Annotated in this window: 11 protein-coding genes and 1 pseudogene; 4 read left to right on the top strand and 8 right to left on the bottom strand. The window is 67.8% G+C overall.

Annotation, left to right across the window (positions count from 1 at the left end):
• Positions 1-128 precede the first annotated feature (128 nt).
• Entirely contained in the window at positions 129-2,057 is a 1,929-nt protein-coding gene (locus MB828_RS24640) for an N-acetylmuramoyl-L-alanine amidase (protein ID WP_301650136.1), read from the bottom strand.
• Positions 2,058-2,468: 411 nt separating this feature from the next.
• Between MB828_RS24640 and MB828_RS24635 the strand changes: the two genes are divergently transcribed.
• The 3 genes from MB828_RS24635 (at position 2,469) to MB828_RS24625 (ending at position 4,824) form a co-directional block, all read left to right on the top strand.
• Positions 2,469-3,305, top strand: a complete 837-nt coding sequence (locus tag MB828_RS24635) for an alpha/beta fold hydrolase (protein ID WP_301650135.1) — start codon at positions 2,469-2,471, stop codon at positions 3,303-3,305.
• A 187-nt stretch (positions 3,306-3,492) separates the two neighbouring features.
• Positions 3,493-4,191, top strand: a complete 699-nt coding sequence (locus tag MB828_RS24630) for a hypothetical protein (protein ID WP_301650134.1) — start codon at positions 3,493-3,495, stop codon at positions 4,189-4,191.
• A 183-nt stretch (positions 4,192-4,374) separates the two neighbouring features.
• A complete protein-coding gene (locus MB828_RS24625) occupies positions 4,375-4,824 on the top strand; it encodes a hypothetical protein (protein WP_301650133.1) in 450 nt (149 codons plus the stop codon).
• 5 nt (positions 4,825-4,829) lie between these two features.
• On the opposite strand, the pseudogene MB828_RS24620 reads toward MB828_RS24625, so the two are convergent.
• From MB828_RS24620 to MB828_RS24610, 3 genes and pseudogenes are all read right to left on the bottom strand, one after another.
• Positions 4,830-4,988: pseudogene (locus tag MB828_RS24620) on the bottom strand (transposase); the annotation flags it as partial.
• A gap of 199 nt (positions 4,989-5,187) precedes the next feature.
• Positions 5,188-5,382, bottom strand: coding sequence for a hypothetical protein (locus MB828_RS24615; RefSeq protein WP_301650132.1), 195 nt, complete (start codon positions 5,380-5,382; stop codon positions 5,188-5,190).
• 8 nt (positions 5,383-5,390) lie between these two features.
• Positions 5,391-6,242, bottom strand: coding sequence for a helix-turn-helix domain-containing protein (locus tag MB828_RS24610; protein ID WP_301650131.1), 852 nt, complete (start codon positions 6,240-6,242; stop codon positions 5,391-5,393).
• A 264-nt stretch (positions 6,243-6,506) separates the two neighbouring features.
• Here MB828_RS24610 and MB828_RS24605 point away from each other — a divergent pair, with 264 nt between their 5' ends.
• Positions 6,507-7,163 (top strand): ATP-binding protein, encoded by a 657-nt coding sequence (locus MB828_RS24605; RefSeq protein ID WP_301650130.1) that lies wholly within the window; start codon positions 6,507-6,509, stop codon positions 7,161-7,163.
• 78 nt (positions 7,164-7,241) lie between these two features.
• Here MB828_RS24605 and drmB read toward each other — a convergent pair whose 3' ends face one another.
• From drmB to MB828_RS24585, 4 genes are read right to left on the bottom strand one after another with little or no spacing between them, the layout of a single operon-like run.
• Complete coding sequence (gene drmB / locus MB828_RS24600) at positions 7,242-9,107, bottom strand: DUF1998 domain-containing protein (RefSeq protein WP_301650129.1); 1,866 nt, start codon at positions 9,105-9,107, stop codon at positions 7,242-7,244.
• Positions 9,104-12,358, bottom strand: coding sequence for a helicase-related protein (locus MB828_RS24595; RefSeq protein WP_301650128.1), 3,255 nt, complete (start codon positions 12,356-12,358; stop codon positions 9,104-9,106). The genes drmB and MB828_RS24595 overlap by 4 nt, the downstream gene beginning before the upstream one ends.
• Positions 12,355-14,259: a UvrD-helicase domain-containing protein gene (locus MB828_RS24590; protein ID WP_301650127.1), complete on the bottom strand. Its 1,905-nt coding sequence runs from the start codon at positions 14,257-14,259 to the stop codon at positions 12,355-12,357. The genes MB828_RS24595 and MB828_RS24590 overlap by 4 nt, the downstream gene beginning before the upstream one ends.
• Positions 14,256-19,016 carry a DEAD/DEAH box helicase gene (locus MB828_RS24585; RefSeq protein ID WP_301650126.1) on the bottom strand — a complete coding sequence of 1,587 codons (4,761 nt, stop codon included), beginning with the start codon at positions 19,014-19,016 and terminating at the stop codon, positions 14,256-14,258. Before MB828_RS24585 ends, MB828_RS24590 begins: the two co-directional genes overlap by 4 nt.
• Positions 19,017-19,598: the final 582 nt, after the last annotated feature.

Genomic DNA, 19,598 nt, shown 5'->3' with positions numbered 1-19,598 from the left:
GCCCCTGTGACGGCGGCCCTGTGACGACCGTCCTGTGGCCACCGCCCTCTGACGGCGGCCCCGTGACGGCGGCCCCGTGACGGCGGCCGGGCGCCCGGCCGCCGTCGCCGCTGTGGGCGTGGTGGCCGTCAGCCGTCCGTGGCGGTGACGTCCGAGGCGTACACGAGGCCCACCCGGTGGTTGTACTGGATGGTGTACATGGCCTTCGCACCGGTGACGACCGTCCCGCTGGAGGGGAAGAAGTCGTCCGTGAGGGACGGCGCCACGGTGGCCACGTAGGCCTGGCCGGCCGGGACGGTGTACATGCTGAGCGGCGCCTGCGTCGACGGCGACAGGCCCGCCGGGTACTCGGCGGCGTCCGGGTAGCTGGAGCCGTACACCGCCACCGGGGAGTCACCGGCCGCCGTGATCACCTTCACCCCGTGCGCGGGCGCGGTGTTGCAGCCGTGCGGGTTGAAGAACCACACCTTGGAGCCGCTGTACCAGACGGCGGTCCAGTCCCCGTCCTGATCGGCGACCACGAACTGCTGGCCGGCCGCGGCCGTGCTGCCCCAGTCGTTGATCCGGTCGGTGCCGGCCGCGCCGGGGTGCAGCGCCTGGTCCCCGAAGAGGGGCGCGGTGTCGCTCGGCGCGGTGCGCAGGTACACGAAGTCCGACGGCTGCTGCGTCTCGGTGCACGCGGTGGTGGCGCCGGTCGGGTCGTCGGAGGGGCAGATCTGCACGGTCTGCGGGTTCTCCTGGAACCGCGGGGCGATGGTGACGACCGAGCCGACGGGGCCGACGCCGTGCCGCCCGGTGCGGGCACCGAGCAGGCTCATCAGGCGGTTCCAGTCCCAGGACGGTCCCGGGTCCCAGTGCATGCCGGAGACCAGGGACGACTTCGGCCCGGCGACGTTGTCGTGGCCGATGACGTGCTGCCGGTCCAGCGGTATGCCGAAACGCGCGGCGAGGTACGCGACCAGGTCGGCCGTGGCCTCGTACTGCGCCTCGGTGTACCAGGTGGCACCGTGCGCGGCGTAGCCCTCGTGCTCGATGCCGATGGAGTGCATGTTGGTGGAGTAGTTGCCCGCGTGGAAGGCGAGGTCCTTCGTGGGCACCATCTGGGTCACCGCACCGTCGGAGGACCGCATGACGTAGTGCGCCGCGGAGCCGCCCGCCTGCTGGAAGAGGCTGACGGCGGTGTCGTACGACGTCTCGGTGTCGTGGATGACGATGCTGTCGATCCGGATGCCGTTGGCGGGGCGGTTGGAGACCTGCCCGTTCGACGGCGCCGCCGGGACGAAGGTGCACGCGACGGTGGCGGGGCACTCGGTGTCCGTGGTCGCCGCCGACTTCAGGTCCAGCAGGGCCAACTGAGCGGTGTCCGGGGTGACATCACTGTCGGCCGCCAGCTTCACGCGCGCGCCGTCGGCCGTGGTGCGGCCGACGCCCTTCTTGATGGTGGCGAACACCCGCCCGGCGAAGGCGGAGGCGCCCTGCTGGTCGCCCGCCTGGCTGTAACGGGCAACAGCCGCGTACCAGTTGCCGGGATCCGCGGACACGGACCCGGTGGCGGCCCGCTGGTACGAGGCGAGCAGCGCCGCGCCGCCCCGGATGTTGGCCGACGGGTCCTCGCGCAGCTCGTCGGCCGACAGCCCGGTCAGCCTCGCGGCGGCCTGGAGGGTGTGCAGGGCCGGGGCGGCGGCCAGCTGCTTCAGGTCCCGGCGGCCCGCCGCGCCCGCGTCACCGCCGGCCATCATCGCGGGGGTGACGTCCGTCAGGTGCATCGGCCCGTAACCGCCGTCGGTGCTGTACTGCCCGGCGTGGGTGTCCCAGGCCGACTCCTGGTAGGCCAGCGCCAGCAGTACCTGACGCGGGACGTGGTAGGCGTCGGCGGCGGCCGTGAAGTCGGCCTGCAGACCGCTCACTTCACCCCCGGCGCCACCGGTGCCACCGGCGGCCAGGGCCGGCACCGGCAGGGCCGCCCCGCCCCCGACCGTGAGCGCGGCGACCGCGGTCAACAGGGCCGCGCGACGGCGCTTCGACGCGCCCGCGCGTCTGGGATTGCTTGTTCTCATGAAAAGGTCCCCGGACTTCGGAGGATCGAATGACGCAATGAAGGATGCGTACGACGGGACATCGGTTCACCGACCGGACCGACACGCACAACGCCCGTGCCCCGCACGGGCCGTGTCCGTCGGCATCCGAAAGCGGATGATCCCGCTGACGGCGAAGACACGTCAACCCGAGCCTGGCGGCGCCGACTTGAACACCACGCCACCTCGTACGCGCCGCAGGCCACCGCGACCGCCGCCTCGGCACGCACGGACACGCACGCCACTGCCGATTAGGCGCCCACCCCCCGAGACCGTTCCTACCCCTACCCCGACCCCCACCCCTCTCGTCGGCATTGACAAGTGAGACTAACGCCGTTAGCTTCAAGCTAACAACGTTAGCCAGCTGGTCGTAACCGAGATCCGAGGGGCGTCATGACCGAGTACCTGGCCGTCGAGGGCGGCACGATCGCATACGAGGTGGCGGGGTCCGGCCCGCTGGTCGTTCTCGCGCACGGCATGGGCGACAGCCGCGCCGCGTACCGCGCGGTGATGCCCCGGCTGGTGGCGGCGGGCCACCGGGTCGCCGCGGTCGACCTGCGCGGCTGCGGCGAGTCGAGCGTCGACTGGCCGGACTGGAGCCGCACCGCCATCGCCGGCGACCTGCTCGCCGTCATCCGCCACCTGGGCGGCCCGGCCGTGCTCGTCGGCCACTCGATCTCGGGCGGCGCCGCCACGATCGCGGCGGCGCAGGAGCCCTCGCTGGTCACCGCGGTCGTCGAGCTGGCGCCGTTCACCCGCAAGCAGTCGCTCCGCCTCGGCGACCTGCGGGTCAGGCGTTTCCGGCAGGGCATGCTGCGCCTGCTGGGCACGGGCGTGTTCGGCAGCGCGCGGCTGTGGCGCTCGTACCTCGACGTGGCCTACCCCGGCGTGAGGCCGGCCGACTGGACCGAGCGGATCGGCCGCATCGACGCGCTGCTGCACGAGCCGGGCCGGATGAAGGCGATGCAGCGCATGGGCCGCACCACCCCGGCGGACGCCGGCGCGCGCCTCGGCGACGTCCGCTGCCCGGTCCTGGTCGTGATGGGCACCCTCGACCCCGACTGGGCCGACCCGCACGCCGAGGGCACGGCGATCACCGAGGCCCTACCGCCCGGCCTCGGCCACCTGGAACTGATCGAGGGCGCGGGCCACTACCCCCACGACCAGTACCCGAACGAGGTGGTCACCCTCATGCTCACCTTCCTCCACCGGGACCCGGCCCGCGCCTAGGGCCGGCCTGGATCCGACGGTCCCGTCCGCCCTGCTGGCCACCGCGAGCCGACGACTGAAGCGCGGCTTCCTTCGCCGACCGGGGGCTGCGGGCCATGTGAGGACGCGTTCCCTCGGGCCCCTCTACGATCCCGGAAGACGGCGTCGGCAAGGGAGGCGAACAGTGCGCCCGGATCGGGATCTCCGCGTGGGAGACATAGTCAGAGTCTCCTGCCCCGACACCCCCGCACGAGTCACCGACAAGTCTCCCCACCACGTCTCCATCGAATGGCCCTGGTGGGCGGTCGACCCGGACTCCGACTGGATCCACTGGAACGGTCAGGTGGCGCTGCCCCATGACCCGTCGTCGTACGAAGGACAGACCGGACTCTTCCGCACCACCCCACCGCTGGACACCCTGGAGCCCGGCACCACCTGCCGAGTCGGCATTCCTCCCACTCTCGTCCACGTGATCGCCGTCGACCGCTTCGACCCACCCTTGGAGACCGGTCGCCTGCCTCGCCCACGACGCCACGTCGTGCTCCTCCGTGCCGGTCACTCACACGACCCCGAACGGGAGGAACAGGGGGAGGAGTTCGACCCGGACGACGACATCCCGATCACCTTCGACCTGGTCTTCCGCCCGTACGCCTGCCTGACACCCGGCGACGAGGTGGCCGACGCGGCGGGTCGTGCCTGGCGCTTCGACACACCATGGGACTGGCGCCCCTTCGACGGCGCGGAGCCCCACGAACCTCACTGGCCCCTCACCCTCCTGACCCGAGGAAGCCACCCGGCCGATCCGGAAATGGCTGTCACCGTCACCGCCGCGACGAAGGTCGGCTCACATCACGAGGAACTGGCCCGCTGGTCGGAACTCGCCCAGGCGACCGCGCCGCCCCCGTGAACTGCCAAACCCCCGACAACGGCCCTATGAACCCGTAACAGGATCTTGCTGAAGTGCCGTGGTCGGGTGTGACTGGTGTGAGGAAGCCTCCGATCTCGGAGGAGCCGCCCTGATCCGGGCCGCGCGCCGGCCACTTCGTTCGGTCAACCCCCGGCTGCCTCCTGCAGGAGCCACACTGAGCGGATGAGTTCTGGAATAGCATCTGACCTGGTCGTCGGCCTTGTACCGCTCCTCGGTGTGAGTATTGGTGCAGCAGCGACATTGCTCGTGCAGCGCAGCGCGGCCCGGGAGTCGCGAGCACGAATCGCCGAGGAGGGGCGCGCCGCACACCGTGCCGAAGTCAAGGCCGCGATCTCCAGCTACCTGGAGGCAGCACACAAACTGCAAGGTGAGCTGGATGCCCGGGAGCGCGGGGAAGCCGCACCAGCTATCAAGGGCCTTGTTGAACGACTTTGGCTGGCCGAGAAGCAGGTCGAGATCATTAGTTCAGATGATCTTCAACGACCCCTCATCGCACACAACAGGGCACTGCACGATGTGTCCCGCGACCCGGCGCAGTACCCGGACTGGTGGGTACACCTGGAACCGCTTCAGGCAGACCTGCTCCGTGCGGTAAAGAGGGAACTGCGCTAAGAGCTCGGGATGCCGTCGACCAGGTTGAGGGCCCGGGTGACGTCGTTGACGTCGGCGGCGGTCGTGACGACGTGCAGCGGGGTGCCCTTGCCGTCGCAGATCAGGTGGGGCTTGCTGCCTGTCTTCCGCCGGTCGACCGGCGACGGACCGGTCGCGGCTCCCCCCTCTTCGCGCGGACGTGGGAGCACAGCACACACGCACAGCACAACCTGCCGACGCCTCTGCACCACGGCCCCCGCTCATCCCCTGTGGCTCGTCCGTACTGACCAACTGTCGCAGTGAGCACGCATGTTGCCAACATCGGGCAGTGCTCGAAGAGGCGGGTCGTTCCGGGCATCACAGAGCCGGCGTTCGCTCCGGGGCTCACCTCAGCAAGTGGTCCGCCTTGCCGGCCTTGATGTCGAGGATCATGGTCCGCAGAGCATCCTGACTGTCCGTGATGAAACGGTCCTCCTGGCCGTTCACAGCTATGAAGGCGTTGCCGGAGCCGTCCACGCCCAGCCGGAAGCACGAGTTGCCTTCCCCGCAGAACGGCTCTTCCCACTGAATCTCTGGCATGACGTCTCCTAGAGTTCGCGAGCGATAGCGTGGATGAAGGCTCTTGAGTCGTCGGGGGACAGCGCCAGTTCCTCCAACCGGTCCAAGTGAGCCCGGTACTTGGTCAATTCTGCCTCTCCATAGAGGAAGTCCGGGCCGTGGGAGTTGTCGATCTGCACGGTGTCCAGCTGTTCCGTCGGTCCTTCCGCGTACAGAACGGTCTGCCCCGCGCCTGGAAAGGCGCCGCTGGTGAAGGGGACGACCAGAACCGTTCGACCGTCCCTCTCGGACTGGTCCAGCAGGTGTTCGAGCTGCGCGCGGCTGACCCTGGGGCCTCCGAACTGCATCCGTAGTGCCGCCTCGTGCACGATTCCGGTAAAGGCGGGCGCAGCCTCGGAAGCGAGCACCTCCTGGCGGTTGTTGCGGTGAGCCGCCCTCAACGTCACCTCGTGCTCGGGTAGCTGTGGAAGAACGGCGCGGAAAACCGCGAGGGCGTAGTCGGTGGTTTGGAACAGCCCGGGAATGTGCACCGTGCAGGCGGTGCGCATGCGAATGGCCTGCCACTCCAACTCGGCGATGTCCAATAGTCCTTGAGGAAGGCTGCCGCGATACCGCTCCCACCAGCCCGAGGCGCTGGGTGACGCCATTTCGACCAGGGCGGCCACGTACTTCTCGTCGTCGCAACGGCAGTGGTGCGCCAGGGTGCGCAGACGCTCCTCACTGATGCTCCGGACCCCGGACTCCATGTTGGAGATCTTTCCTCGGTCCACACCCAAGAGGTTCGCGGCCTGCTCCGCGGACATGCCCGCGGTCGTCCGCATCCTACGCAACTCGTGACCGAGGCGCCTCTGACGTTGCGTCGGTACTGCCCGCGGGGCCATGTCGATCCTTCCGTTCCGGCTCGGAGAGCAGTCTGCCGTGCTGGGCGGCTCGCGATCCACGATCGAGCTAATTTGCCGAAGGTGGTGGCGAATTTGCCAAGCGATCTCATAGCTTGGACATCGCGCCGCTCACGCACAGCGAGCAGAAGCGCATCGCGTACGCCCCCTGCTCTCTCCTGCCCTGGGAGGGGTGGCCTGCGCCAGGGTGACAGGCCACTGCTTCACGAGCAGCGCAACGAGACAGGTGAACAAGGGAGTTGGGACATGGACTGCGGTGGGTGTATGCCGAGAAGGCCTTGGGATCTATCTTTTTCCGCCGAGCCGGCGGAGGTGTCGGCGTTGCGGCGCTTGCTTCGGACTCATCTGCGCCTTTGGGGACTGGCAGAGCTGACGGAGTCGGCCCAGCTCTGCATGAGCGAACTCGTTTCCAACGTCATCACTCACGTAGGCCCCGGTACCCCGACGACGCTGGCCGTCTCCGTCAACGGTACGTGCCTGCGTATCGAAGTCCATGATCCCGACACTCGGGCCTTACCGCGTCTGATCGAATCGACGGGCGATGCCGAGGCGGGGCGCGGTATGGCCCTCGTGGCCTCGATGTCCGAGCGTTGGGGCGTCCAGCTCCTGCCCGACCGCAAGATCACGTGGGTCGAACTCGCGTCGGGACTGACGGAGGGGAACGGCCACACCAAGGATGTCCGAGTCTCGAGAGCCACGAGTTGTCTGCACCTCTACAACGCCGACCTGCCGGCCGAGCTGCCGGGATCGAGCAGGCTGAGCGTCATCGCCACGGAGAAGGTGGCGATCGACGTCATCGCCGACCTTCTCCACTGGCTTCGAGCCCATGGCTACGACGCCGATGAGGCGCTCGACCGCGCCCAGACGCAGTTCGAGGCGGAAACGCTACGACCCGCACGGTGACGGAAGGCTCCCTGACTCGTGACGCGGGTGAAGACGCCGATTTCCGTGGCGGCGTCTTCACCAACGTGGGCGTGGACGTCAGGAATTCAGGATGCCGGCGAAGAAGCCCACTTGGGGGTCGTCAGGGGTTCCGACGAGCAACGCGCGGTCCAGGAGGATGTTGTTGTGCTCGCAACTCGTCTCAGGGAGCATCACGCAGGCATGGCAGGCTGCCAGGTTTATTCCACCGGCGCCGGAGGCCTCGGTCTCCATGCACAGCGGGTCCGAGGAGCACCACTCGGCGCGGCGGACGGCGGAACGGACCGTACGAGCGAGAATCTCCGGCTCACCTTGAGCGACCAGGCCACCCAGGCTGCCCGCGGAGTCGCTCGTCGCCGTATAGATGAGCACCCCGGCCATGTCGTCGGCTGCGTACAGCCGCTCGCGCAGGGACGCGGCCGGATAGCCCGCCTCCAGGCTCCACTCGTTGATGAGGACGTGGGCAAGGGTGTGCAACAGCACCATGCGAGGGGTGGCCGGAGAGGGGACGACGCGGCTCGGCTCTTCGGCCCGCTGCTCCAGCACACGCTGGTGGGCCGATCGCATCCGTTCGATCCGGTCTGTCACCGCCGGAGCCTTCTCCCAGGCGTCCAGCCGGTCCTCGTCCAGCCGGAGGAAGACTCCCTCGCCCCGTACCTCCATGGCGGGGAGCCAACGCAGGGGGCGTTCGGACAGGGGCATCTCCTTGGAGTCGGTCGTCGACTCGGCGTCGACGAGCCGGGTGAACGCCTTGAGGGCGCGCACCTCGCGGAGCTTCTTGACCAGCATCGGGCCGGCGACACCGAGTGGATCGAGCACGCTCTGGGCGCCCAACGGGGTCTCGCAGACGAACTGCTCGTCGCGGGTGTGCTCGCTCTCGTCGTTGCCCGCGCGGAGACGCTCGTACTCCTTGTTGCGAAGGGCACGGTAGCGATGGTCGAAGGTGGGGGTCGCCTCGCCGTCGGGATCCTCTTCGCGTTCCGCGTCGAGCAGCGCCATCACCTCGTCCAGCGGCACGGGACACTTTCCCTTGAACACGCCTTTGAGATAGATCTCGACGTGGTCGCGCTCGTCGTACTCACGAAGCGCGTCCCAGTGTTCCGCCAGTGGATCCGAGCGGCCGTCGCTCCACGGCGGGATGGAGAGCGCAGACTTCAGCACCGGTTGCCATACCGCGGAAGAACCGCGTTGCAACGTGCGCAGGGGATGTCCGCACTCCTGAACGGGGGCGGAGGCACCGAGCCATGGACGGGGGCCTCGGCACTTGAGGCCAAGGTCCTTGAGCGCGTTCCTGCGGAAGGAGCCCTCCATCGAGACCTCGGGAGCCTGCCCACAGGTGCAGGAGACCAGGATGGACCGGAGCGAGGCAGTGTGCCCGGACGTGCGCAACTTGAGCTTTCCCCCGCACTGTGCTGTCGGCGAGGCGCCGCGGTCTTTGGAGCGGTGCACCCACTGCCAGTACGGAAACTCGCCGAGGTGCCCGGCTTCGCACGCGACGATGAAGCGGGAGGGGACCAGCTCGACCTCACACGTGCCGCAGACGCTTTTACCGGCGGGCGGGTTGAAATCGCGGTGCCGCTGCAGGTCGTTGCACTCCGGGCAGGAGTGCATCAACGGAAACCGTCGGACCCGGAGACCGTCCCTGCTCGTGTCGTCGGAAGCGGGCGGCAGCCGGAAGTAGTCGACGTCGAGCAACCGGGCCAGGCGCCGTTCATGGATCCGCGGGGACTCGTCACGACTCCAGCTCTGCTCGGCCTCGTCGAGCCCTGAGACGATGAAGGACTCATGATCGACGGCGATCAGCGAGCCTACGCCGTAGGTGGTGATCGCCTGGGCACGACGGACCGCGCCTCGCCGTGGCAGGTTGTGGGGGGGTGCGGCGCCGTTCGTACCGGTCCGGCGACGACGGGCGGGCGGCGGGGTCATCGGGTTCCCTCCATGAACAGGGCGGTCTCGGAGTCGACGTCACGCAGGCTCCACAACGTGGACCACGCGTCCACGTCCTCGGACTCGTCGTCGTAGGCCTTCAGCAGCGAAGGAGTACGACGGCCTCTTTGGGGCTCGAACAGCAGGCCGCTGTGGATGTCGGCTTCCTCGCACCACCACTCGACGAACTCGTCGAAGGCCTGGGACACGGCGTCGCTCTCCTCCGGGGTGACCGCCTCGACGCGTTGCAGGAGGATCGACTTGATGCGGTCGCGAAGCACGTCTTCATAGGACTCGACGTGGCCGGCACCCTCGTTGGGTCGGGCCGCCGGGATCATGATGCGGGCGAGTGCGACGATCACCGCGTGCAGGCCCCGGTCACGGGCGCGGGCGGAGAAGGGAGTGACTGAGGTGGACTCGACCTCGCGGTACAGAGCCGAGTGGAAATGCTGGAAGCTCTCGTAGTGGGAACGGTCCCTGGAACGCGTTGAGTTGAGCATGACCGCAACCAGGCCAGGGTGCGCGCGGCCGACCCGGCTGGTGGCCTGGATGTACTCGGCGGTCGTCTGCGGTTGGCCCATCACGGCCATGAGACCGAGACGGTCCACGTCCACGCCGACCGCGATCATGTTGGTGGCCAGGAGGACGTCCACGGCGTCGTCGTCGGGCCACCGCTTCTCGATGCCCCTGAGGCGGGTGGGGATCTCGCTGGCGTCGATACGGCTCGTCAACTCCGAATAGTTGGCGACCGAGCGGACTTCCACCCCCTCGCGCGCAGCCAGCAGCTCCAGATAGGCCACCACGTCGTCATGGACCTGGAGTTCGGCCGCGGACAGCAGCCGGAGACTGTTGAAGTAGCCGACGAGACTCCAGTACGCGTCGCGCACCTTGTCCTCGGTCTTTGCCTGTTTGGCACGGTGCAGCAGGGTGGCGTACGTACGGATCAACAGGGTGGACTGACTGGTGCCGGGAGCCAGGAGGCCGACGTATCGTCGGCTCGCCTTCTCCTCGCGCGGTGTCTCCACCGCGAACCACGAGTCGCGGGCATCCAGGCCGGCGGGCGGGAACTGCCGTACCTTGCGGGCGAAGAGGTGGCGTCCCTGCTCGGCGGCGCGACGGATGGTCGCTGTGGAGGCGATCACCTTGGGTTGGTCGGCCAGGGCGTCCACGGCAGTCTCGTAGAGGCCGGTGAGAGTTCCCAGCGGCCCGGAGATCAGGTGCAGTTCGTCCTGGACGATCAGCTCCGGGGGAGGGGTGCCATCGGTCGGGTCGTCGAGGTTGAAGAGTGCGGAGGTGGCGGGCCGCCACGGCATCGACGCGAACTTGTCCACGGTCGCGATCACCAGGGTCGGCCGTGCGTCGTACACCGCCTCGTCGATCAGGTGGACGGGCAGGCCGTCGGCGAAGTCGCAGCCCACGCCGGGGCATCGGACGTACATCCGCTTGGCGTCCTCGTCGACTTCGTAGTTCCGTGCGTCGAGGCGGGTCCCGCACCAGGGGCAGGCGTGCAACTGGACGGGATTCTCGGTGGCGAGGCGCTTGTCGAGGTTCCTCTGCAGTTCGTCGAGCTTCAGGCCGGCGGCGGCCAGTGTGTTGGGCGTGGCGGAACGCCCCACCCACATGCCGACGGAGAACTCCTCATGGCCCAGCTCGGGCGTCCGGCGTCGCATATGCTCCATGGCGCAGAGCAGAATCGCCGCCCGCTCGAACTGCTGAAGGGTGAGCAACCGCAGCGTGTAGCGCATGAGGACGGTGACCCCACCGCCGTCCGAACCCTTACGGATGCGACGCAAGAACGACGTGAGGGCGATCAATCCGAGGTAGGCCTCTGTCTTGCCACCGCCGGTGGGGAACCACAGCAGGTCGGACACCTGCCGATCGTCGTGCGCGGGGTCGTCGATGCCGGCCAGGCAGAGCAGCAGGAACGCGATCTGGAACGGGCGCCAGCGGCCGGCGGCCGGGACGGGGGCGCCCACCCGGCCGTCCTTCACCCACTTGCTGCGGGCGCGCTGTTCCGCCATGGCACGGTTGGCGAGGCGGAACGCACGCATGAGGTCGGGCTTGGTCCGCAGCAGCTCGATGCCTTCACGGATACGGTCGAGCGCCTCGCGGCAGGCGCTCACCTGGTCCCGGGCGGGCTTCTCGTGAACGGTGCCCGTCAGCGCCTCCGCCTCGGCCGACTTACGGCCGATCCAATGTTCGTATCCGGTGGCCAGCCCTTCCAGAGCGGCCAGGACCTCGGCATCGGACTGCTCGGCCAGCCCCAGCATCGACAGTGCCGAGCTGTCGATCTCCGGGTTGGAGTCGGTCAGCAGCACCTCCACCGTGGGCACGAACTGGCTTCGCACCTCGGGGACAGCGGGCGTCACGGCCTCGGTCATACCGATCGGCTGGGGAGTCCAGTCCCACTCGGCGGCGCATCCGTGGCCGACCGCGAAGGTCGGGGCGTGGCGGTGCAGCAATCGACTCGTGGCGATCTCGGGGTCGTGGGCGGCGGCCGGGGCCGGACGCTCGACGAAGGCGGTGGAGCCGTCGGCGGCCCGGACCGTCAGACCGCACTGGAACAAGGAGAAGGCGTCCTGAAGATCCCGCTCACCGACTTTCTGCCTATTGATCAGCGTGACCGTGACCGTGACGGTGTTGTTGGCTCGATCGAAGGGGCGGACGTTGACGTGCAACGCGGCTTCCGGGGTGAGTTCGATCGTTTGCTTCGGATCAGGTTGGGTCACATCGATGTGCTGGTCGGGGAGGTCGAGTTCCTTGCGCCGCCACTGCTCCCGCTGGTCGGCGGTGGTACGGGCCTCGGCGCGGCGGGCCGGGACGGGCTTGCCGTCGGCGTCGGTGGGTTCGTAGACGGCCGCGCGTGCGGCGACCACGATGACTTCGCTTATGGTCGGGCAGACTGCGAAGGTGAGACCCATCGAGGAAGGACGCCTGTCCCCTGATGCGCCCACCTCCTGCGCGGTACCGGACTCCTCGACGTCTTCCCGGGTGAGCAGAGGGGCAGCGTCCAGACCTTCCTGCTCGGCCGCGTCCTCGTCCTTCCGTTCCTTCGCGGCTTTGTCCGCCGCACGCGGATACAGCACGCCGGTCAGATAGCGGTCGATCGGCGCGTCCTGGGTGAGTACCTCGTCCCGATCATCCGGCTCGGCGTTCTCGGCAGGGCCGAGGAGTTCACGGCGGAGCCCCATCAGAAGTTCCTCGTCCCGGACCCGGTAGTGCTCGGCATGGGGACCTGCCACCTGCGTCATGCGCGCTGCTCCTCGTAGTCGTCGGCTCTCCGGTACCGGCCGATGCCGGTGATCCGCGGGGCGATCCACACGCCTCGCTCACCGAGTTCGGCGTTCGTTCCGGCGGCGGTACTGCCCGTCACGGTCTCCAGGGTGTCGATCCGCAGGTCGTGGATCTCGTCGGGCCACCAAGGGTCCCAGGTGCGGTTGACCTTCTGTACCTGGAAAAGGTCCTCGCGGAACCGCTGCGAGGCCTCCCCGATCTCCTTGCCGTCGTGCATCAGGGCGTACGGCGGGCTCTCGACCTCGCTCATCGGCAGGTCGTGGCGCTTGCGCAGCAGCACCTCCTGGCCGGGGCGCACCTGTTCCAGGAGATACGCCTGCGTGGCGACGGCGTCACCCTGCTGGCCGGGCGGGTCGTCCCGGCAGACGTCACCCGCCTCGGCGACGATCCCGTACCTGTCGTACGACCGCCACGACCCGAGATAGCGACGGCCGTTGCGCCGGCTCCCCGCCCGCTTGAAGTGCGGCAGTTCAGGAGGAGCCACGTGGTACAGATCCTGGCGGGCACGGGTCATGGCCACGTACAGGGCGCGGGCTTCGGCAGGAAGGTCCAAGTCGTCCTGGTGCCGCTTGTGGAGCTCAGCAAGGGTCGATGGCGTCAGGACGATCACCCGGTCGAACTCCAGGCCCTTGGCCCGGTGCACCGTCGAGACGACGATGCGGGCGCTCTCCGGGTCCGCCGCTTCGTCCGGGAACCTGCCGTCGGCGACCGCGCGGCGCAGTCGGTCCAGATCGAGCACCCCGCGCCCCGCTCCACGCGCGACCCTGCGCAGCACTGTCCACAGGGCGGCGGCGTCAGGTTCGTAGGGAAGAGGGATTTCCGAGAGGAGCGTACGGAACCGGTCCTCGGTGAGGCCGGTCGCCTCCGTGCGACGCAGCAGCTCGGCCACCCAGTACGGCACCGGACGCTCCTCCAGCGGGCGCCGTAGCCGGTGGTCGATGCCGTGCGCGTGCAGCAGGCCGGAAACCACGAGTGCCTGCTGATTGTCACGGGTGAGGACGGCGCAAGTCTCGGAGAGCTCCCGCAGGCCGTCCAGGGTGAACTCGTCGTCGAGGTCGCCCATGCCGTTCGCCGGATCCAGGAGGAGATCACGCAGCTCGTCGTAGAGCCTCCCGGCCTCGTTCGGATCGGTGACCTGCTGGAGAAGGGGGCCGTGCGCCAGAGCGATCCGGGCCTCGGCCGTGGTGGCCCGGAAATTCCTCGTGAGACGCAGCTCCACCAAGTCGTCAGGGTAGGAACAGCGCAGCCAGTCGAAGAACCGACCGGTCTCGTCGGCGCGTTCGTCCAGGTCCTCGATCTGGAAGCCGTACACGGACTGGGCGGCGTCTCCAACGACGGTGAACCCGCAACTCTCCTGGTACCGGTCGAGTAGCGTCTCTACCAGCTCACGGCGCCCGCCCAGCAGGTCCTGAACCTCGTCGATCACGACATGAGCGGGCGGCACCGCATCGCCCACCTCCAGCGCACCCTTCTCGATCGCGCGGGTCGCGGCCGCGATCCGCTCGTCGAAGTCGACCGCACCCCACTCGCCGTCCGGGTGTGCCTGGAGGAGCACCTCATAGGCCCACGCGTCGAAGGTACGGGCCCGTACCCGGTGGGCTCGTTCCCCGTGTCGAGAGATCCGTTCGCGCAGTTCCCGGGCCGCCGCTCGGGAGAAGGTGAGCACCAGGATCTCGGCAGCCTCCAGCGCCTGTTCGGGGTCCTCGTGACCGCACAGCGCGTCGAGCCGGCGCACCAGGGTGTGTGTCTTGCCCGCCCCGGCGCCCGCGGTGACCAGGACACGCGCGTCCCACGGCTGCTCGACTACGGCCAGCTGCTCGTCAGTGAGCGGAGGGCTGTCCTGGTAGACGTCGGTCACTTCCGGCTCCAGAGGTGCTCGAACTGGGTGAAGGCGAGGTGCGTGTCGAAGTTGGCGATGTTGTCGCTGACGTTGAGGATCAGACAGCTTTCCTTGCCGCCGTTCAGCGGTCCGCGCAGTCCGCGACCGATCATCTGCTGGTACACGTTGGTGCTGTAGACCGGCCTGGCCACCACCACGACACGAGTGGCAGGTGCGTCGAATCCCTGGGTGAGCACACCGTAGTTGGTGAGGACTCGGATGCGTCCGTTTCGGAAGTTCTCGATGCGGTTGCGGCGGTCCTGCGTGCTGGTCGTCGAGTCCACGGCGGCGGACGGGACACCGCGGTCGTTCAGCATGGCGGCCAGGTATTTGGCGTGGTCGACGGAGGTGGCGAAAAGCAACGTCGGCCAGTCGTCGCGCAGTTCGGCCACCGAGTCGACGATGCGCCGACTGCGTGCGTGGTCGTCGGCGAGCCGCTGTTCGGCGGAGCGAGAGAGCACGGCCATGCGGTCGGCGTGCGTCTTCTCGTCCCGGGTCAGTTCGATATGGCCGCCCTCAAGGGTGCGGTGCTCGACCTGGGCGAGCATGCCCCAGTCCTGGAGATCGCGATACGGGTCTCCCGACGGGAAGACTCCCTGGTCGAGTCGCCGATTGCCGAAGCGGCTGACCAGACGGCGGGTCTCCTCCTCGTTGGTGTTCCGGAACGGGGTGGCGGTCAGGCCGAGCAGATGCCGGCCGGTCTCGTACTGGGTGAGGCCCAGCCGGCTCAGGATCTCGGTGTACCGCTTGGAGATGGCGGTGTGCGCCTCGTCCACGATCACCAACGCGGCTTGGCGCAACCAGGCGTACTGGTCGGTGGCCAGGCAGCGTTCCAGCTTGGCATCGGTGGCGACGACAAGGTGCGGGTGATCGACTACGTTCCCGACCTCGCTGGTGCTCCACAGCCGGCTGATGGTGAGCGGGCGTTCGGCGCCCACCTTGCTCCAGACGAACTTCCAGCTTTGGACAGCCTGTTCGCACAGCTCTTCGGTCTGCGCGATCCACAGCAGTGGACCCTTGAGATCTCCCACCCGCTTCACCCAACGGATCACGGCCTCAGCAGTGACTCGGGTCTTGCCGGCGCCGGTCGGCAGGGACAGCATGCCGCGTTGCGGAGCCAGCCGATCGAGCATCGTGGAGATGTTCCGGACCAGGTCCTCCTGGTAGTCGTGGAGGCGGGGGAAGTCCCGGGGGCCGTCGACGGTCTCGAACGGAGGCAGGGACGGGGTCCTCGAACCGGCGAACGAGATGGGCAGCCTCATCTCCGACACGAACGCAATGGCTGCTGACGAGCCCCCGTACGCGACCGGCGCATTGGGAAAACGCGCCTGGATGTCCCGGGCGTGCTGCTGGAGCACTCCGTCACCGTGTGCGTTGAACGCCATCTGCGCGATTCGGCGCCCGGACGGATCCACACCGTCGGTCGCCTGCATCTCGGCCTCCATCAGCCCCTCGGGGAGGCCGGCCCGGAGGGCGTCGGCACCGATCAGCAGCTCGATCTTGGCCACCACGTCCGCGGCTTCGCGCACCGCCTTTTGCGCTGCCTTCAGCTCGCTGTCACGCGCCATGCGGTCCTGGTGCTCCAGGACCGCGCGGCAACCGGCGGCGCCGAGTCCGAGGCCGAGTTCGCGGTCGATGAGGCGAAGCATCGGCTCGGGCTCCAGCGGCATGCGGACCTTGACGGTGCCGTCCTGGCGCACGGCGTCCAGAGGGGAGGCGTGCGTGCCATTGGGCGTACGGACGACCTCCTCCAGCTCGCTGCACCGTTGCACCATGCTGTTCCGTTGCCCGCTGTTCAGGCGCTGCCGCAGGGCAGGGAACAGCTCGACCAGAGGAACAGGGTCACCCTCCGGTTCTTCACGGGTCTCCCGGCTGATCACGTCGGCATAGCGGAGCATCCCCCACTTCTCGATCATCAGCTCGGCATCCTCGGCGGTCGGTACGAGGAGTGCAGGGAGCTGTTCGGCACGGAGCGCCCGGTACTGAGCGGCACCGACGGCGATCGTGATCTCGGCGTCGGGGCGGGTGCCCCAGACATCGCCGATCCGGCATCGGGTCAGCGAGTCCTCGGGGAAGTCCGCGCCGAACCGGGTCAGCATCACGTAGGTGGTGCCGACGAAGGAATCGTCCTCGCTGCGGGTCACCTCGTCGAGGAGCATGTCCCAGTGGTCGATGGGGACCTCTTCGACAGTGGTCGGGAGCCGCAGCCTACGAGCCTTCTCAGGGGAGATTTCGGCGACCGGCAGCACGTCCCGGTAGTCGGCGAGCTGAGGGCCTACGGCTTCCTTCAGCGGCTTGATCCCCTGGGAGGTGACGGCCGTCCCGTACTTCCACAGCATCCACCGGATCGGTGAGGCCACCGCATGGCGGGTGCTGCTCTGCGCGCCGATCTGACGGATCCAGTTGTCCACCACTGCGTCGTCGGGCAACACCTTCAGGAAGGCCGCGCGGGACTCTTCGGAGAGGGCACGGAAGAGGTGGAGCGGACCGCCGATCGCCGCGCCCTCGACCTTCATCCGACTCAGTGTCGGGCGCGGGGCACGACTGTCCAACCCACGCAGGTAGGCGGCATGGACGGCTTCGCGGTATTCCTCGAACCACTCTTCGCCCGCCTGGGGCTGCACCCCACCGGACGGTCGCTCCCGCAGACCGACCTGGGGGAAGAACGGGGTGTCGTCGGAGTGGAACTTCAAGTCGACGGCGACGCTCGGGTCACGCTTCGCATCGACGACATCACCTGGCAGCATGCAGTTCTCGACCGGCCGGAACCGCCCATCGGCCGTCCGCACCCGGAGTGTCGAGCGCGGAGCGGGCACCCGCTCCAGGACCTTGTGGGCCAGCCGACGGACCCCCGCCTGGCGGAACAACTCCCAGAAGCGCTCCCAGTCCGAGTCGCTGTAGTGATCGAAGCCCTGATCGAGCACGCTGACGAACCTGCCCTCGATATCGGCCTCCCGAATGCCCAGGGTGTTGAGGGCATGAGCGAGTGACGGATCCTGTGCAAGTTCGTCGACCACGTACACCAGGGCCTCACGCAGCCCACCCTGGTCGGCCCGGCGGAACACCCTGCCGGGCACGGGGGCGACGAGACCGTGCTCCTCGGTGAGCACGATGTGGGCCTTGCGGGCCTCCTCCGCGTAGGGGGACTGAGCCTCGATCATGTTGGCGAGGATTCGCACGGCCACCGCCGACCCCTCGGGGGTCTTGCTTTCGACCAAGGCTTCCAGCCACTCGCGGACGTCGGTCCTCTCGTGCCCGGCCGCGCCGATGATGTGCTCGACCTTTCCGGAGCGTAGTGCGTCCGCCTCGACGCTTGGGTGCAGCCAGTTCGAGGGGCGCCCGGGGCATTGGTTCCACATCCGCAGCCAACTGGACAGTTTCTTCAGGTCCCTGTCGAGCCGCGGGTGGATCCGCAGTTCCGTGGGAACGCGCAGGACGCCGTCCTGGTCGGGCAGGGACGGCCGATCTGCGGTTCGGGCCCAGATCTCACGGGTCAGAAACTCGTCGGCCCAGCTGATCGATTCCTTGACACGGCCAGGCAGCAGGGGGAGGTAGGCGGCGGGGTCCTCGGCGGGTGCCAGGGAGGGAAGGGAGTCGACGACCAGCTGCGCCGCCACCCGGATCATCTCCTGGTTGAAGGGGGAGGAGTCGAGGAGGTTCTGCCTGTCCTCGTTGGTCTTCCAGGCTCCGTTGAGGATGCCGCTCAACGACATCTCGTACTTGGTCGGGAAGAAAGACCAGAACGTACCGCGGCCACGGGTCCGCGAATTGACGAACAAGCCACTTTCCGGATCCTTCTCCAAGGCCGGAACACCCCATGAAAGGTCGAGTGAGAGCCGGCCGTGGAGTTCGCCGGCGTCCTCCCGGGCTGCCGGACCGGGGGTATGAGTGGTGGTGAACACCCGCCAGCGGATGGTGTTGGTTGCCCCGTTTCTCTCCTCGGTCACGGTGTGCAGGTCGCCGGCCTGTCGAGTGGTCAGGATCCGGCGAGCCGGCGGGAGATGACGACGGTCCTCAAGGACGACCCTCGCGACATGTGGAGAGAAGAGCTGGAAGCCCACGGGGAACTCATCGCGCGGCTCGCCGTTCTCCTTGGCGCGACCGCCGTGCATGTCCAGCCCGAGCCGTCGGTCCGCCTTCGGCAGCAAGGGCAGGCGTACGACGGTGGTTGCCCAGGTCAGCAGCTCGTGCAGGACAGGGTCGGCGGTGCGCTCTGCCTGCACGTCGAGTGGACGGGCCATCCGCAGCACAGGGGCGTCGAATTTCTGACCGTAACGAGCGGCCACGCCGGGCACGTTTTTGATTTGCTCGAACGACCAGGCGCGGTCGAACCCGAAACTTCCGGTACTGCTGAAGAACTCCGGGGCGTCGGTCACCACGAGTACCGACTTAACGCCTACTCCGAATCTCCCGATCTGCCCTCCACGCTTCTTCGACGTACTCATTCGAAGAATGGTTTCCGCCCCCTCGGGAGTTACGGGATTTCCTTCGTTCGCGCAGTAAAGATGTTTTGCTGTGAGAACGACTTGGATTCGACCTCCAGGCTCATCTGCGATTTCGTCGGCGGCATTCTGGACAAGTTCAAAAAGCTGGCGATCGCCATATCCACCCTGAGCGATGCGGCGCTCTCCATTGGCGTGTTCAGCTACGAGTCCGGGGTCCACGGCATAGGTTTGCAGGACGCGGGAAGACTGCTCAATGACGGTTTGAATGACCGGAGGGGAAGAAGATGGCATGTCCAGCACTCCTGAAGGTGTCAAGCAGTAGGACGAAGGTGTGCTTGACGGGCCGGCTGTCGATTCCGCAACAGCCGGCCCGTGGGTGTGCGAGTGGTGCCTCAAGGCGTGGCGAAGGTGGCCTGCCAATCTGTCTGTGCTGGTGAGGCCGCACTCAGGTGGGACTCCGAGGAGCTCCTGACTCCGCGGGTGACGTTGCAGGGTGGTCAGGCCGAGGGCGTGGTGTCGTCGGGGGGTTCCTGAAAATACTGAGCCATGCAAGGAAATCTATTGACAAAATCATCTGCGCACGGGTGACCCTTAAGGATGTCTGCCGCCGCCTTCATTTCCACCTCCCCAATCGCAATGTCAAGTTCGAGGCGGCTCCGACCGCGGTCTGAATCCAAGTCGTATCCGTAGTACTCGTCCATTAAGAATCCCCCTGTCGGTATGGTTGCCGCAGGGGTGCGATGAAGCGAAAATGCCCCCCCCGTGGAAAAATAGGTGTACGAAATCTCTGGGACGCAAACCAAACGTCCTCACTGGAAATCAGGGTAGCAGGTTGCAACCCCATGTAGCCAGTGCCTCTATTTTTGATTGAGG

The organism is Streptomyces arenae, assembly GCF_022343545.1.
Classification (GTDB): domain Bacteria; phylum Actinomycetota; class Actinomycetes; order Streptomycetales; family Streptomycetaceae; genus Streptomyces; species Streptomyces humi.
This window is presented reverse-complemented; position numbering and strand designations above follow the sequence as displayed.

Coding starts and splice junctions, on each gene's coding strand:
- MB828_RS24635 (WP_301650135.1), top strand. CDS start 2,469: ATGACCGAGTACCTGGCCGTCGAGGGCGGCACGATCGCATACGAGGTG.
- MB828_RS24610 (WP_301650131.1), bottom strand. CDS start 6,242: ATGGCCCCGCGGGCAGTACCGACGCAACGTCAGAGGCGCCTCGGTCAC.
- MB828_RS24595 (WP_301650128.1), bottom strand. CDS start 12,358: ATGACGCAGGTGGCAGGTCCCCATGCCGAGCACTACCGGGTCCGGGAC.
- MB828_RS24585 (WP_301650126.1), bottom strand. CDS start 19,016: ATGCCATCTTCTTCCCCTCCGGTCATTCAAACCGTCATTGAGCAGTCT.
- MB828_RS24605 (WP_301650130.1), top strand. CDS start 6,507: ATGGACTGCGGTGGGTGTATGCCGAGAAGGCCTTGGGATCTATCTTTT.
- MB828_RS24615 (WP_301650132.1), bottom strand. CDS start 5,382: ATGCCAGAGATTCAGTGGGAAGAGCCGTTCTGCGGGGAAGGCAACTCG.
- MB828_RS24625 (WP_301650133.1), top strand. CDS start 4,375: ATGAGTTCTGGAATAGCATCTGACCTGGTCGTCGGCCTTGTACCGCTC.
- drmB (WP_301650129.1), bottom strand. CDS start 9,107: ATGACCCCGCCGCCCGCCCGTCGTCGCCGGACCGGTACGAACGGCGCC.
- MB828_RS24640 (WP_301650136.1), bottom strand. CDS start 2,057: ATGAGAACAAGCAATCCCAGACGCGCGGGCGCGTCGAAGCGCCGTCGC.